This window comes from Marinobacter sp. DS40M6, assembly GCF_028581595.1.
GTDB classification, from domain to species: Bacteria; Pseudomonadota; Gammaproteobacteria; order Pseudomonadales; family Oleiphilaceae; genus Marinobacter; species Marinobacter salarius.
The window spans coordinates 120,089-135,272 of record NZ_JAFCAE010000008.1 but is presented as its reverse complement, the minus strand read 5'-3'; the positions used below and the strand labels follow the sequence as shown (position 1 = coordinate 135,272).

General features: G+C 56.4%; 11 protein-coding genes. 7 read left to right on the top strand and 4 right to left on the bottom strand.

Annotated elements, in window-relative coordinates:
• Positions 1-101: 101 nt before the first annotated feature.
• The 6 genes from JJO78_RS18485 (at position 102) to hslU (ending at position 8,677) form a co-directional block, all read left to right on the top strand.
• Positions 102-2,282: a primosomal protein N' gene (locus tag JJO78_RS18485; protein WP_075195820.1), complete on the top strand. Its 2,181-nt coding sequence runs from the start codon at positions 102-104 to the stop codon at positions 2,280-2,282.
• Positions 2,283-2,490: 208 nt separating this feature from the next.
• A complete protein-coding gene (locus JJO78_RS18480; RefSeq protein WP_127402076.1) occupies positions 2,491-4,188 on the top strand; it encodes an Ig-like domain-containing protein in 1,698 nt (565 codons plus the stop codon).
• A gap of 146 nt (positions 4,189-4,334) precedes the next feature.
• Positions 4,335-6,020: an arginine--tRNA ligase gene (gene argS / locus JJO78_RS18475; protein ID WP_273624412.1), complete on the top strand. Its 1,686-nt coding sequence runs from the start codon at positions 4,335-4,337 to the stop codon at positions 6,018-6,020.
• Positions 6,021-6,075: 55 nt separating this feature from the next.
• The gene (locus JJO78_RS18470) at positions 6,076-6,708 is read left to right on the top strand and encodes an SPOR domain-containing protein (protein WP_136633766.1); all 633 of its coding nucleotides are present in this window, start codon (positions 6,076-6,078) and stop codon (positions 6,706-6,708) included.
• Positions 6,709-6,805: 97 nt separating this feature from the next.
• Entirely contained in the window at positions 6,806-7,336 is a 531-nt protein-coding gene (hslV, locus tag JJO78_RS18465) for an ATP-dependent protease subunit HslV (RefSeq protein WP_007154624.1), read from the top strand.
• Positions 7,337-7,348: 12 nt separating this feature from the next.
• The gene (gene hslU, locus JJO78_RS18460; protein ID WP_036203558.1) at positions 7,349-8,677 is read left to right on the top strand and encodes an ATP-dependent protease ATPase subunit HslU; all 1,329 of its coding nucleotides are present in this window, start codon (positions 7,349-7,351) and stop codon (positions 8,675-8,677) included.
• A 58-nt stretch (positions 8,678-8,735) separates the two neighbouring features.
• On the opposite strand, the gene JJO78_RS18455 is transcribed toward hslU, so the two are convergent.
• From JJO78_RS18455 to JJO78_RS18445, 3 genes are all read right to left on the bottom strand, one after another.
• Positions 8,736-9,980: a patatin-like phospholipase family protein gene (locus JJO78_RS18455; RefSeq protein ID WP_036203555.1), complete on the bottom strand. Its 1,245-nt coding sequence runs from the start codon at positions 9,978-9,980 to the stop codon at positions 8,736-8,738.
• Positions 9,981-10,077: 97 nt separating this feature from the next.
• Positions 10,078-12,384: a phosphoenolpyruvate--protein phosphotransferase gene (gene ptsP, locus JJO78_RS18450; RefSeq protein WP_085681602.1), complete on the bottom strand. Its 2,307-nt coding sequence runs from the start codon at positions 12,382-12,384 to the stop codon at positions 10,078-10,080.
• A gap of 15 nt (positions 12,385-12,399) precedes the next feature.
• Entirely contained in the window at positions 12,400-12,930 is a 531-nt protein-coding gene (locus JJO78_RS18445) for an RNA pyrophosphohydrolase (protein ID WP_036203550.1), read from the bottom strand.
• Between the two features lie 174 nt (positions 12,931-13,104).
• On the opposite strand from JJO78_RS18445, the gene JJO78_RS18440 reads away from it, so the two are divergent.
• Positions 13,105-13,761 carry an HAD family hydrolase gene (locus JJO78_RS18440; RefSeq protein WP_273624408.1) on the top strand — a complete coding sequence of 219 codons (657 nt, stop codon included), beginning with the start codon at positions 13,105-13,107 and terminating at the stop codon, positions 13,759-13,761.
• A gap of 135 nt (positions 13,762-13,896) precedes the next feature.
• Here JJO78_RS18440 and JJO78_RS18435 read toward each other — a convergent pair whose 3' ends face one another.
• Positions 13,897-15,093 carry a class I SAM-dependent rRNA methyltransferase gene (locus JJO78_RS18435; protein ID WP_273624407.1) on the bottom strand — a complete coding sequence of 399 codons (1,197 nt, stop codon included), beginning with the start codon at positions 15,091-15,093 and terminating at the stop codon, positions 13,897-13,899.
• Positions 15,094-15,184: the final 91 nt, after the last annotated feature.

The following is a 15,184-nucleotide window of genomic DNA, read 5'->3' as shown; positions in this document are numbered from 1 at the left end:
TCAGGCAAGCCCCGGACCGTCATATCATCCCGCCCGACACGGGACACGCCGGTTTTCAGCTCCTTAAAAGGATAGGCAGATACCGTGACACCTTCATCGCCATGGAGCCACATGTGCCCCGAACTGCGCGTATAGCATTGAACCGCCCTATCCGGCGGCTGTTCGATTATCTGGTGCCGGATCACATTGCACTGCAACCAGGCCAACGTGTAACGGTCCCCTTCGGACGTCAATCGGCTACCGGGCTGGTGGTCGAAACAGACGCAAAACCACCGGAGGGCATCACCCTTAAACCCGTCCGGTCCGCTGCCGAGGCGTGGCCAGCACTGCCCCCGGAAACCTTTCGCCTTCTTAGCTGGGCATCTGATTACTATCAGCACCCACTAGGAGAGTGCCTTTTTACCGCACTACCACCAGCGCTCCGTCGCGGCAGACCTGCCGTGGAGAATGCCGATCCCTACTGGCAAGCCTGCGGCGATCCTGCGCTGCTGCCCGGCAACGCAACACGACAGAGAGAACTGCTGGCGTGGCTAAACCGCCAACCCGGCGGCGCAGGCAGCAAGCAGATTGTGCGGGCCGGTTTCACGCAGTCGCAAATCCGAAGCCTTCAGGAAAAAGAACTGATCCGCGAGATCACGCCACCCACCCCAGATGGCGTAACAGAGGAAACCCGGAATCGTATCCCCGTGCTGTCTCCAGCCCAACAAGAAGCCGCCAACCAACTTCCATCGCCAGACAACGGTTTCGCGACAGCGCTCCTGTTTGGCATTACAGGCAGCGGGAAGACCGAGCTCTACCTTCATTACCTGAAGACTCACCTGGACGACCGACACCAGGCGCTCGTCCTGGTACCAGAGATCAACCTGACGCCGCAGACCGTAGCCCGCTTCCAATACTATTTCGGGTCACGCATCGCGGTATGGCACTCGGCGCTAAAAGACAGCGAACGACTCTCAACCTGGCTAAGGATCCGCAATGGAGAGCCGGTCATCCTGATAGGCACGCGCTCGGCTGTATTACTCCCCTTTACCGACCTGAAAACCATCATCGTGGACGAAGAACACGACAGCTCCTATAAACAGGGGGAAGGGTTCCGCTATTCCGGCAGGGACACCGCGGTCTATCGCGCGCACCTTAATAATTGCCCAGTTATTCTTGGCTCGGCGACGCCCTCCATGGAGTCATACCAAAATGCCTTGTCTGGCAAGTACCGCCTGGTTCGACTCGAAGAGAGAGCGGGTAACGCCAAGCCTCCAACGATCAAACTTCTGGATATCCGCAGTCGTCCTCTGGAAGGCGGTCTTTCCCGTCCAGCCCTGCAAGCCATCGAGAAATGCCTCAGCAATGGGCAACAGGCGTTGGTATTCGTGAATCGGAGAGGATTCGCTCCGGTCATGATGTGTTTCGACTGCGGCCATATGGTGGAGTGCCCTCACTGCGACACACGCCTGACTTACCACCGCCGCGACCGGGCCATGCGCTGCCATCACTGCGATTTTCAGACCGCCGCGACGGACCATTGCCCAAAGTGTGATAGTGAGGCATTCAAACCCGTCGGCCAGGGCACGGAACGCACCGAGGACATTCTAACCTCACAGTTTCCGGATACTCCTGTCGTGCGGGTCGACCGGGACAGCACCCAGCGCAAGGGCAGCATCCAGGGCATCCTCAAAAAAGTGAACAGCGGGCGCCCCTGCATTCTGGTTGGCACGCAAATGCTGGCCAAGGGCCACGACTTCCCGAACGTTACGCTGGTGGTTGTCGTCAATGCCGATGGCGGACTTTTCAGCGTGGACTTCCGGGCTCCGGAACAACTGATCCAGACATTACTGCAAGTGAGCGGCCGGGCCGGCCGTGGGGAGAAACCCGGCGAAGTATTGGTTCAGACCTGTCATAGCGACCACCCCCTGCTGCATTCCCTGGCTGAGGGACACTACCTTCCAGTCGCCGACCAACTGCTCGCAGAACGCGAAACGGGACAGCTTCCCCCCTTTCGAGCGATGGCGATCTTCAGGGCGGAGGCTGAGACGATGGAAAAAAGCCTGCAGTTACTGGACACCATAAAACAACAAGCCCGCTACCAGCAGATAGAGATCTGGGGCCCCCTGCCCGCGCTGATTGCTCGCCGCGCTGATCGCCTTAGAGCTCAACTGGTTCTGCTTTGCAGTAATCGAAAGTACCTCAACCACACGCTCGGCGTTCTGTGTGAAACGCTGGACCAGAGCCGGCTTCCAGCCGGACTAAAATGGGCCATTGACGTAGACCCGCAGGAAACCGGTTAACTTACTCACCTCCCCTTACTGAAGCCACGCATCAAATTACAAAGTTTTTCAAAAATGAATACCGATCAACATTGCATAGACGCATCCTGTGCTATGATTTTCAGCAAATTGACAATGAAATCTATAAATCTACGTAAGCTTGCGTGTCTCATGCAGGGAATGCGCAGCGATTTGGCTTTGCTGTAACGAAAAACTGGAGATCAGAATAATGTCAGGGAAAATCCTTGCGCGTGCGTCAGCTATATCGCTTTCAATACTCCTCGCCGCATGCGGCGGCGACGATAGCTCATCTTCGCTAGCCGGTACTGGCAGCGAAGGGGATGGAGGAAGTGGGGACGGCTCATCGGGAGGCGGTGAACAAACCGTTTCACTGGAACTCGGTACCGGCAGCGGCTCCGGCTTCCAATCAGGACAAATGAATGCATCCGCAACCAACCTGTCTTCCGGTGGGTCAACTAGACTCGAATTTAACGTGGTAAATGCTTCCGCTGGAAACTCAATATACAACTCAGTTGAGACCTCAGTAACCATCTCGTCTTTGTGTCAAAATGCTGTTTTCGATACACCGATCACTACGACTTCGGGCTCATTCAGCACCACGTATGAAGCCGGATGTGCTGGCACGGATACCATAACTGCCAGACTTCCCAACGGTTCAACTGCAACTGCTAACGTTAACGTTGCGGCTCCAGAGATCGGAGAGCTTGAATTTTTAACGGTAACCCCCGACTCGATCGCACTCAGCGGTAGCTCGACCAGCGGCAGGCCGAGTGTTTCAGATGTTACATTCCAGCTAAACGATAAGAATGGCAACCCAATTACCACTGGGGAAGGTATTGCATTCACTCTGTCTACGACTGTCGGTGGAATCTCGCTATCCCAAGCATCAACTGAGACCGACGAGAATGGCGTAGCGTCAACAAGGGTAAATGCCGGGACAGTGGCTACTGTTGTCAGCGTAACCGCGACATACACTCCCGACACAGGCCCTGTCATTCAAACAACTTCTGCGCCTATTTCAATAAGCGCTACGATCCCTGACCAAGATAGTTTTTCACTGTCGGTTGAAGAAAACTTTTTGCCAAACGCCAGAAATTATGACGGCGTATCCGTGCCAATTACGATACGGGCAGCGGATCGAAATAATAATCGCATTAGCGATGCTGTGGTGAACTTTGTTACGAACTCCGGCTCGGTACAAAGTGAGTGCATCCTCCAAGATGGCGCATGCTCAATCGAATGGATCAGCCAGAATCCCCGAGCTGATGACGGTGTGGCCCTAATTCTCGCACGCACAGTCGGTGAAGAAAGCTTTAGAGATCTGAACAGCGATGGCAAATATGTTCAGTCTGAAGATGACTTCAACGTTGCCCAGAACGACCTTGGGGAGGCTTTCTTGGACCGGAACCGAAACGGGAATTTCGACTCAGGTGAGGAGTACTTTGATTACAACAGCAACGGTCAATATGACCCCGCGAACGGCATATACAACGGCACTGCATGCACGGATACGAGTGGAGTAGAGTGCACCACCTCGCTACTGGAGATAACCCGGACTGGTAAACTGTTTCTGGCAAGCGACAATATCCAAATCACTTTTACAACAACCGTACAACCGGGACAAGTCTGCGCAGAAATTGCCGGTGTCTTTACGAATGATAGCGGAGCCACCATCGAGGGCCCTCCACCAGGCGGAACAGATATTGCCTTCTCAACTACTAATGGCTCAGTTGTTGCCCCGAGCAGCTTCAGCTCACCCACATCTTACCGCGAAACGCCTGTAGAGCGGTGCGTAACAGTTGAGGGAGACGGTACGTCTTCAACTGGCACATTCACAGTAGAAGTCACTCCGCCCGCTCCATACAATAGCGATCCATTTGTCGCTCAGGCGGCGATTTCAGACTGATCCTTCCACAACGGAGGCCCCGCGCAGACAACGCGGGGCCTCAAATTTGAGCCACACCCCTCTTTCAGTGATAATATCTGCCTTCCGAATAATTGGGTTCCCGGCCCTTAGCTTCCATTCTCTTATAACCTGAGTCATCCGACAGCATGAAAGAGACCGTATCCGAACTGCTCCAGTCTGCGCTGGCGACCCTGCAATCTGAAGGCACCTTGCCAGCAGATCAGACCTTTACACCACAGGTAGGCAACACCAAGGACAAATCCCACGGTGACTACGCCTGCAACATTGCTCTGGTCGCATCGAAGGCGGCGGGTTGCCCGCCACGGAAGCTGGCAGAGGCATTGGTGGAACGGTTGCCAGACACCAGCGCTGTCGAGAAAGTTGAGATTGCAGGCCCCGGCTTTATCAACTTTTTCATGAGCACGGCCAGTGCCTTTGAGGTGGTTAACACCATTCTCGACAACGCCGGGCAGTACGGTCGTAACAACAACGGCAAGGGCGAGAAGGTCCAGGTGGAGTTTGTCTCCGCCAACCCCACCGGCCCCCTGCACGTGGGCCATGGCCGTGGTGCGGCTATTGGCGACTGCCTGAGTCGTTTGCTGGAAGCCAATGGTTACGAAGTCACCCGCGAGTTTTACTACAACGATGCAGGCGCGCAGATCAGCAATCTGGCGCTTTCAGTGCAGTCACGGGTGAAAGGGCTGACACCGGACGACGAAAACTGGCCGGCCGATGGCTACCGCGGTGACTACATCACCGATGTGGCCAATGCCTATCTCGCCGGCGAAACCGTTACCGCGGACGACCGGGAAGTCACCGGTAAAGCCGATCCGGACGATCAACAAGCCATCCAGGAGTTTGCGGTTGCCTACCTGCGTCGTGAGCAGGACCTGGACCTGAAAGCTTTTGGCGTGGAGTTCGACGTGTATTTCCTCGAGTCATCGCTGTACGAAGATGGCAAGGTAGAGGAAACCGTCGAGCGCCTGCAGGAAAACGGCTATACCTACGAACACGACGGCGCCATGTGGCTGAAAACCACCGAATTCGGCGACGACAAAGACCGCGTGATGCGCAAGAAGGATGGCGGCTATACCTATTTCCTGCCGGACGTGGCCTACCACCTGAACAAGTGGCAACGGGGTTTCACCACGGTTATCAATGAGCAGGGTGCCGACCACCACTCCACCGTCACACGGGTTCGTGCCGGCCTGCAAGCGCTGAACGCCGACATCCCCCAGGATTGGCCGGATTACGTGCTTCACCAGATGGTGATGGTGACCCGATCCGGGCAGGAAGTGAAGATTTCCAAGCGCGCAGGCAGTTACGTGACGGTCCGTGACCTGATCGACGAAGTGGGCCGCGACGCCACCCGCTTTTTCCTTGCGGCTCGCAGAGTCGACTCCCAGTTGACTTTCGATATCGATCTGGCCCGCTCCCAGACCAATGAAAACCCGGTCTATTACATTCAGTATGCCCATGCACGTATTTGCAGTGTGCTCAGAAAACTGAAAGAGGAAGGGGTTGAGCGCGGCCTGAACGAGTGCGTGGGAGATCTGTCCTTACTGACGCTCGACGAGGAAAAGGATCTCGCTAACCAGTTGGCCAAGTACCCCGAGCTTATAGAAAGTTCAGCCAAATTGCGGGAACCACATCACCTGACGCACTATCTCAGGGATCTTGCCGGGCAGTTCCACACCTACTACAACGCCCACAAAGTTCTGATCGAGGATACTGCTGTCCGGGACGCTCGCGTTTCCCTGTATCTTGCCGTGCGGCAGGTGATTGCCAATGGTCTCGATCTGCTTGGCGTGAGCGCTCCCGACGAAATGTAGCAAGTCAGGCTTCATGATCTGAATATTCAGGCACGCAACAGGAACTAACCCGGCCATGTCCCGAGACTATGCCCGCAAATCAAGAACGGCCAGCAAACCGGCAACATCAACAAAATCCGCGAGGCCTGCGCGTAAACAAAAGCAGCCCCCAAAACGCCCTGCTGCGGCCAAGTCACAGCGGGGCGGCTTGTCATTGAAGTGGATTCTGTCACTGGCAGCCGTGGGTGGTTTTATCGGCTTTATTGCCTATCTCAACTCACTTCCTACATCCGAGCCTCGCCAGGGTGAAAAAGCCACAACAGCCGAACCACCTGCGGTAAAGGAGAAGCCTTCGGAAACCGCCGCAAAAGAAAAACCCGGCTTTCGCTTTTACGACATGCTTCCTGACTCGGAGGTGGTTCCTCCCGAGGTCGAGGAATATACCCCTGGGCCAGGACAGCAAACGTTTGATTACCTGGTGCAGACGGGCTCTTTCCGACAACAGCAAGATGCAGAGAGGCAGCGGGCCGAAATCGCGTTCCAGGGCCTCCGTGCAAAGGTCAAACGCATCGACCTCGACAGCGGAAGCATCTGGTACCGCGTCAATGTAGGCCCCTTCACCTCTCGCAGCCAGATGAATGCGGCTATCGACAAGCTGGTCAATCTCAACATTCAGCCTCTGGTCAGGAAGATTCCCAAGGAGGGCTGAGCTGCCCTCCCGACTCTCTTTCCTCCCGCCCTTGAAAACCGCCCCCTCGCCTCCATAACTGCTGAATACCGTTTTCTATCAGGCAAATGGAGCCAGAATGACTACCATACTCTCTGTCAGGCGTGACGATGAAGTTGCCATGGGTGGCGACGGCCAGGTCTCCCTCGGCAATACCGTAATGAAGGGCAATGCCCGCAAGGTTCGCCGGCTCTATAACGACAAGGTGCTGGCCGGTTTTGCGGGTGGTACCGCCGACGCATTCACCCTGTTCGAGCGTTTTGAAGCCCAACTCGAGAAACACCAGGGCAACCTTACCCGCGCTGCTGTCGAACTGGCCAAAGACTGGCGAACGGACCGAGCTCTCCGCCGGCTGGAGGCCCTGCTGGCCGTTGCCGACAAGACAGCATCCCTCATCATTACTGGCAATGGCGACGTTATCGAACCCGAGCAGGGGCTGATTGCCATTGGCTCAGGCGGTCCGTTTGCCCAAGCATCCGCAAGGGCCTTGCTGGAGAACACCGATCTGAAAGCCAACGAGATTGTGGAGAAGGGCCTGGATATCGCGGCCGACATCTGCATCTACACCAACCACAATCGCACCCTCGAAGTGCTCTCAGCCAACGATTGATCCGGAGCTAGCATGTCTGCAATGACCCCCCGTGAGATTGTCCACGAGCTCAACAAACACATCGTGGGCCAGGAAGAGGCCAAGCGTTCCGTGGCCATCGCCCTGCGCAACCGCTGGCGCAGGATGCAGCTGGACAGTGGTCTGCGCGAAGAAATCACACCAAAAAACATCCTTATGATCGGCCCCACCGGTGTGGGTAAAACTGAAATCGCACGCCGTCTTGCCAAACTGGCCGACGCCCCCTTCCTGAAAGTGGAAGCGACCAAGTTTACCGAAGTGGGCTATGTGGGCCGGGACGTCGAGTCCATTATCCGTGACCTGGCGGACATGGCCATCAAGATGCTGCGCGAGAAGGAAATGAAGCGCCACGAGCATCGCGCCATGGACGCCGCCGAGGAACGCATTCTGGATGCCCTGATCCCGCCACCCCGGGACTTCAAGGAAGACAGCCAGAAAACCGAAGACTCTTCCACCCGCCAGCTGTTCCGCAAGAAACTGCGCGAGGGCGAGCTGGACGACAAGGAAATCGAAATCGACCTGCGTAACAGCGGCGCCGGCGTTGAAATCATGGCACCTCCCGGTATGGAGGAGATGACCAGCCAGCTACAGAACATGTTCTCGAGCATGTCCTCTGATAAGCGCAAGACCCGCAAGATGAAAGTCGCTGACGCCATGAAGCACGTTCGCGACGAGGAAGCCGCCAAACTGGTCAATGAAGAGGAAATCAAGCAGAAAGCCATCCAGACCGTCGAGCAGAATGGCATCGTCTTCATCGACGAAATCGACAAGGTGGCCAAGCGCTCCGAGAACACGTCATCCGATGTTTCCCGGGAAGGTGTGCAACGGGACCTACTGCCCCTGATCGAAGGCAGCACCGTCAGCACCAAGTATGGCTCCGTACGAACGGATCACATCCTGTTTATCGCGTCCGGCGCGTTTCACCTGTCGAAGCCGTCTGACCTGATCCCGGAGTTACAGGGCCGCCTGCCGATCCGTGTTGAGCTGCAGGCACTGACCCCGGATGACTTCAAACGTATCCTCACGGAGCCAGATGCCTCTCTGGTACAGCAGTACGAAGCCCTGATGGGCACCGAGGGTGTCAAACTGACCTTCACAGAGGACGCCATCGCCCGTATTGCGGAAGTCGCCTACAAGGTCAACGAAACCACGGAAAATATCGGTGCAAGACGCCTACATACGGTGCTGGAACGACTGCTGGAGAGTCTGTCTTACGAGGCAGGTGATCAGGTTACCGACAGCTTCGAGGTTACCGCGGCGTTTGTGGACGAAAAACTGGGTGAGTTGGCTGAAGACGAAGATCTGAGCCGCTATATCCTGTGACCCGCAAGGGCAGGAAGGCCCGAATGTATCCTATTGGGGCGCGCGTTCTTCGCGCCCCCTACAAGGCCTTACTGAACAGCTCCGACACATTATCAAAGCCGGTTGCCAACTTTCCTTTCTGAGCCCGTTTCTTACGGCCTTTTGCCACATAAAGGGGCAGCATCTCACCGTACAGGCTGGTACTGATGGTGCGCTGCTCGTCTTCCAGACGATCCCGACGCAGACGAATACCATACTTCGCAAGTTTAGGCTCCAACTCGTCCGCACGGTTCAGAAGATCACGCCGCGTCATCTGGTAGGCGTGCTCACACACCATCCGGCGGGACTGGAAACTGAACACATTGGAGAAGAACAGCTTGGCATCATCGCGGGTCGGCTCGAACAGCAGAATATCCTTGTCCGGGTAATCCCGGGTGTACTGCGCAATGCCCGATTGCATTCGGGAGTACACCATAGTGCGGAACATCTGGGACAGCAGGTTTGGCATACCCGACCGGGTCAGATCGCCCGGCCCCATGGTACCGGCTCGCACAGCTGAGCTTGCATCAATGGGAACCTGTGGATTGACCGCGAAAACCAGATCCGCACCGTCCTCAAACGCCACGGAGGCATGCAACCCCTTTCTCAGAGTACCGTCCACGTAGTAACGCCCGTCGATGGTGACCGGAACATAGATACCCGGAGACGAGGTACTCGCCTGAATCGCTTTTGATATGGGCACGTGATCAAAACCGGGGGCACCAAAGCAGACCGCCTCAGTGCTTTCCACATCCGCCGCAACAATATAAAGACTGCGCTTAAGCTGCCGGAAATCGTTGGTGCGACCGAGCATGGTAAAGGCCCGCTGCAGATACTCGTGCAGGCCTTCGTTATCGAAAAGGCCCGCAGGCGCAGCCTGCGCAAGAATCGTCAGCGCTTCCAGCAAGCTCTGGTCATAAGGGTTATTTACGAACCGTCGCACAGCCGTCGTCACCAGACCCGGAACCGCCAGCAAGCGACTGCCCAGTTCCCGGAACGCCGGGCGATAGAATACTTCCGGATGGAAGGGGTGCACTTCCGCTTCATTGCGCACAAAAATCCGACACAACTGGGCGGTGGTCATCTGGTTGGCCAGATTGGCCGCAACAAAGGAGCCCGCGTTCACGCCGACGTAAACATCAATATTATTGAAATCAAGGCCATCCAGCGCCTCATCGAGCGCGCGCAATGCCCCGATTTCGTAGATACCTCCCAACGGGCCACCGCCGCCGAGGGCCAGGCCGATGCGAGGTTCGGGCTTAATCGCTGTTGTGGTTGCCGTCATTCAATATCCCCATGCGGGTGCGGTTGGCTATTGTTTTCAACATTAGCAGCCAGTTTTAGAGTACACACCCTATATAGGACCAATTGGCTATACGCCTTCACGAAAGGGCCTTTTCGGCATGGGCAATGGCACTGGACTTGCCCGGGCGCAGATAGCGGCCAAATCCGGCATTGCGCAGGGCCAGATCCACACAACTCTTGATAACGTGCGGCGAATCCAGCAACAGCACATCTTCCAGTAGCTGCGCTGACCATTCGCGGCTAACACTGCGAATGACCGACTTGACCTTGGGCAGGCTGGCCGCGTTCATGGAGAGCGAATCGTAACCCATCGCCATCAACAGCAGCGCGCCGCCAGGGTCACCCGCCAGTTCACCGCAGATACCGACAGGCTTGCCGACCGCATGGGCGTCCTGTGCTACGCGCACCAGCGCCTGCAACACGGCGGGATGATAGGAATGGTACAGCTGCGCGACCCTGGGATTGTTGCGATCCACCGCCAGCAGGTATTGGGTCAGGTCGTTTGAGCCAACAGAGAGGAAATCCACGCGATCCGCCAACTCGCGAATCTGATACACCGCCGCCGGAATCTCCACCATTACCCCGACCTTGGGCATATGGATGTTGTAACCTTCCTCCCTGACCTCATGATAAACCCGGTAAATCAGGTGGAGGGATTCTTCCACTTCTGAGATATTGCTGATCATCGGCAGCATGATCTGCAGATTGTTCAGGCCCTCACTCGCCTTGAGCATCGCCCTCACCTGAACCAGGAATATCTCTGGATGATCCAGGGTTACCCGGATACCGCGCCAACCCAGAAACGGGTTCTCTTCCTGGATCGGGAAGTACGTCAGCGCCTTATCGCCGCCGATGTCCAGCGTACGCATGGTGACAGGGTTCGGGGCAAAGGCTTCCAGTTGCTCGCGGTAGTATTCGCGCTGTTCCTGTTCTGACGGGAACCGGTCCTTGATCATGAACGGCACTTCGGTGCGGTACAGACCGATACCTTCAGCACCGTGGCTCAGAGAGCGCACCACATCGGTCATCAAACCGGTATTCACCAGCAGCGACACGCGGTGGTTGTCGGTGGTTTCGCAAGGCAGGTCCCGCAGGGCTTCCAGCCCTTTGACCAACTCGTCTTCCTCGTCACAGATTTCCTGGTAGAAGTTCCTCAGGTCCGTGGAGGGTGACGCAAATATCTGCCCTTCAAAGCCATCAACAATCAGGTCCTTGCCATCCAGTTGGTTGACTGGAATATCTACCAGACCCATGACCGTGGGCACCCCCATGGCACGTGCCAGGATGGCAACGTGGGAGTTGCTGGACCCCTTGACCGACACCAAACCGACCAGTTGCCCTTTGGGCACTTCCCCAAGCATGGCCGGTGTCAGTTCTTCACTGACCAGGACCGTGTTCTCAGGGTAGACCGTGTCCTTCTGCTCACCTTCCTGCAAGTGGGACAACAAACGGCGGCCGAGATCCCGGATGTCGACAGCCCGCTCCTGCAGGTAGTGGTCGTCCATCATTTCAAAGTGACGAACGTACTGCTGAACCACCTGTTTCAGCGCGCCCTGGGCCCAGAAACCTTCCTTGATCCGGTTGCCCACCTCACCGGGCATTGCGTCATCGCCCAGCATACGCAAATAGACATCGAACAGAGCCTGCTCTTCCGGGCGAAGCTGGGAAGCGAGCCGGGCCGCCACCCGCTCAATATCTTCCCGAACCGCAGTTACCGCGCCATCAAACAGCGACAGTTCCAATTCAATATCATCGGTGGGCTTCTCAGGCACTACGTCCAAGTCGGCGGCAGGGTACACCACCACACCCTTGCCAATGGCAACGCCCGGCGCACCAGGCACACCACTGAAACTGACATCGGTCGCTTCTTCACCGGTCAGGGAAAGACCGCTGATGGCGCCCGTTGCCTCGCTGTGGGCGATAACGCCGGCCAATTGAGCCGAAACGGTAACCAGGAAGGCTTCTTCACCCTCGTCAAAGCAGCGCGAACTTTCCCGTTGCTGAACAACAAGAACACCAAGAACCCGGCGATGGTGAATGATAGGAACACCCAGGAACGAGCGGAAACGCTCTTCGCCAGTCTCAGGAAAGTAACGATAGCGGGGGTGGGATGGAGCATCTTCAAGGTTGATAGGCTCCTCCCGGGAGCCAACCAGACCAATCAGGCCCTCGGAATAAGCCAGGCTGACCTGCCCTACTGCTTGCTGGTACAAGCCTTCCGTAGCCATTAATATGTAGCGATTTGTGGCTGGATCAAGCAAATAAACCGAGCAAACCTCGGTATCCATGGCTTTCTGCACCCGCGAAACAATGACATCCAGCGCCTCCTGCAAATCGCGGGCACTGTTTACCTCTTGTACAAGACTTCGCAGTATGCTCAGCATGGCGGGTTCAATCCGTCATTTCTGTGTGTCCTTCGCGCGTCGGGAAGGCTCGCTCTGGCGCCACTGTTCCATGTTGTAAAACAGCCGCGGCGCGAGCTCTCGCAGCGCACGTCGATAGACCTCGCGTTTAAACGATACGACCTGCCCAAGCGGGTACCAGTAGCTAACCCACTGCCAGCCGTCGAATTCCGGCGAGTCCGTGCCGTCTACGCGCACCTGCGCGTCCGGCGAAAGCATCCTCAGCAGGAACCATTTCTGTTTTTGTCCCACGCAGACCGGGTGCGAATTGTGGCGCACCATCCTGCGAGGGAGGCGGTATCTCAGCCAGCCACGGGTACAGCTGATGATTTCCACATCGCCTGTACCGAGACCAATTTCCTCCGCCAGTTCCCTGTAAAGGGCCTCTTCCGGTGATTCGTCGTGCTTGATACCACCTTGAGGGAACTGCCAGGAGTCCTGCCCTATTCGCCTTGCCCAGAGGACTTCCCCCCTGTGATTGGCCAGAATGATTCCGACGTTGGGTCTGAAACCGTCCGAATCGATCACGGCACAGTCCTCTTAAAAGTCGGTTGGCCGGATTAAAAATTCACCGGCCGGATTTATCCAAGTTGCTCTCATTCTTACAGAATCCCAAGGCTTCGGCAAACGAAGCCGACGGCGGCGCGTCATGCTAGACTGTTGCGCCTGTGACAGTCGTCGTTTTTGCCGGAGGTATCCAAGTTGACGCTCGCGATTTTTGATCTCGATAACACCCTGCTCGCCGGAGACAGCGACCATGCCTGGGGGGAATTCCTGGTAGAAGAGTCGATTGTGGATGCGGAGGAATACCGGCTGGCAAACGACCGCTTCTATGAGGAGTATCTGAATGGCGAGCTGGACATCATGCGCTACCTGAGCTTTGCCCTTCAGCCTCTTGCACAGCATGACACGGAACAGCTGCTGGCCTGGCGCGAACAGTTTATGGCGAAGAAAATCCAGCCTATGATGCTCGAAAAAGCCAAGGCATTGCTGGATAGCCATCGGGCCGATGGCCATACCTTGATGATCATCACTGCAACCAACCGGTTCGTTACCGAGCCAGTGGCTAAGCTGCTGGACATTGATCACCTGATTGCCACTGAGCCAGAGATGGTCAATGGGCGCTATACGGGGGAGGTTGCAGGTATTCCCAGCTTCCAGGACGGGAAGGTAGCCCGCCTGAATGACTGGCTGGAATCAACTGGAGAAAGTCTCGAGGGCGCCTGGTTCTATAGCGACTCCCACAACGATGCCCCCTTACTGCGCAAAGTCGCAAATCCGGTAGCGGTAGACCCGGATCCGACGCTTGAAAACATTGCGAAAGAAAATGGCTGGAAGATTATGAGCCTTCGAGGTTAACTGCCATCGTCTGGGCCAGTCAGCGGGGGCGCTACTCCGGGAGCGTCAAAAACATGGATGTTTTTGTCGAGCGTACAGGGACGTATTTACAGCGTATCCCGGAGTAGCGCCCCCGCTGACTGACCTCCCCCAAGCTCAAAGAAACCCAGTCAACGACCGAACAAAACAGCTTTTAATATAATCCGTCTCCGGAATCCCCGGTACTACCGGATGATCCGGCGCTTGATGGCCTTGCTCCAATAATTGAACAAACCGGTCAATCTTGCGGCCGCTGCTGCGGATAATATCCGTCAGCTTCTCTTGGGACAGATGCATAGAGCAGGAAGCCGACACCAGTAGTCCATCCCGATCAAGCAGCCGAAGTCCCAACTGGTTCAGGCGCGCATAAGCCTCTTCCCCAGCCTTCTGGTCACGCCGCCGGGGGATCAGTGCCGGTGGGTCGAGGACAACGATGTCGAACTTTTCCTTCTCATCGCACAGCGCTTTCAGGGCGTCGAAGGCATCACCCTCTATCGTCTCGATGTTATCAAGGCCATTGATCTTCGCATTGTGATGAACAGAGTCGATGGCACCAGAGGAACTGTCCACACAGGTCACCTGCGTAGCCCCGGCACAGGCAGCCTGGATACCCCAGCCACCCACATAGCTGAACACGTCCAGGACCCGCTTGCCCGGCGCATAGGCCTGCAACCGCTGCCGGTTCATGCGGTGATCATAAAACCACCCCGTTTTCTGCCCGCCTTCCATGGGCACCTCGAATCGCACGCCATTCTCCTCAACCGGCAGGAGATCAATCTCCGGGCCATGAGCCTGCTCAACGTAGGTATCCAGCCCTTCTACCTTACGCATCTTGCCGTCGTTCTTGAGGATAATCGCCCGAGGATGTGCCAGCCGCTGCACCGCCCGAACAATCGACTCCTTCATCTGTTCCATGCCGGCCGTGGAAATCTGAACCACTACAACATCATCAAACCGATCAATCACCAGCCCGGACAGCCCGTCACTGTCACCAAACACCCAGCGATAAAACGGCTTATCAAACAACCGCTCCCGCAACGCCAGCGCCGTCTCAACCCGTTCGGTGAGCCGTTGCGGCGTCATGCCATGGGCGGAATTCCGGCTGATCAGCCGGCCGCAGATCAGAGCATGAGGGTTCACAAACACCGTTCCCATGGGCTTATCATTGGCCGCGCGCAGCTCAGCCTGGACACCGGCTTCAAACTCGGTCAGCGGGGAGCGATGGGTATCCACTTCATTGCTGTAGACCCAAAGGTGCCCAGCCCTGAGCCTGCGCTCGGCGCCTTTGCGAAGGTATAAAACCGGAAAACTCATAAATGACCGCCTAAAGAATTGAAGAAGGAGAGGAAATTAAGGACGAATCCAGCACCGAAGTCCGGGGATCAAGCCGGGAGGGCCTTCCAAA

Coding starts and splice junctions, on each gene's coding strand:
- hslU (WP_036203558.1), top strand. CDS start 7,349: ATGTCTGCAATGACCCCCCGTGAGATTGTCCACGAGCTCAACAAACAC.
- ptsP (WP_085681602.1), bottom strand. CDS start 12,384: ATGCTGAGCATACTGCGAAGTCTTGTACAAGAGGTAAACAGTGCCCGC.
- hslV (WP_007154624.1), top strand. CDS start 6,806: ATGACTACCATACTCTCTGTCAGGCGTGACGATGAAGTTGCCATGGGT.
- JJO78_RS18435 (WP_273624407.1), bottom strand. CDS start 15,093: ATGAGTTTTCCGGTTTTATACCTTCGCAAAGGCGCCGAGCGCAGGCTC.
- JJO78_RS18480 (WP_127402076.1), top strand. CDS start 2,491: ATGTCAGGGAAAATCCTTGCGCGTGCGTCAGCTATATCGCTTTCAATA.
- JJO78_RS18485 (WP_075195820.1), top strand. CDS start 102: ATGGAGCCACATGTGCCCCGAACTGCGCGTATAGCATTGAACCGCCCT.
- argS (WP_273624412.1), top strand. CDS start 4,335: ATGAAAGAGACCGTATCCGAACTGCTCCAGTCTGCGCTGGCGACCCTG.
- JJO78_RS18455 (WP_036203555.1), bottom strand. CDS start 9,980: ATGACGGCAACCACAACAGCGATTAAGCCCGAACCTCGCATCGGCCTG.
- JJO78_RS18470 (WP_136633766.1), top strand. CDS start 6,076: ATGTCCCGAGACTATGCCCGCAAATCAAGAACGGCCAGCAAACCGGCA.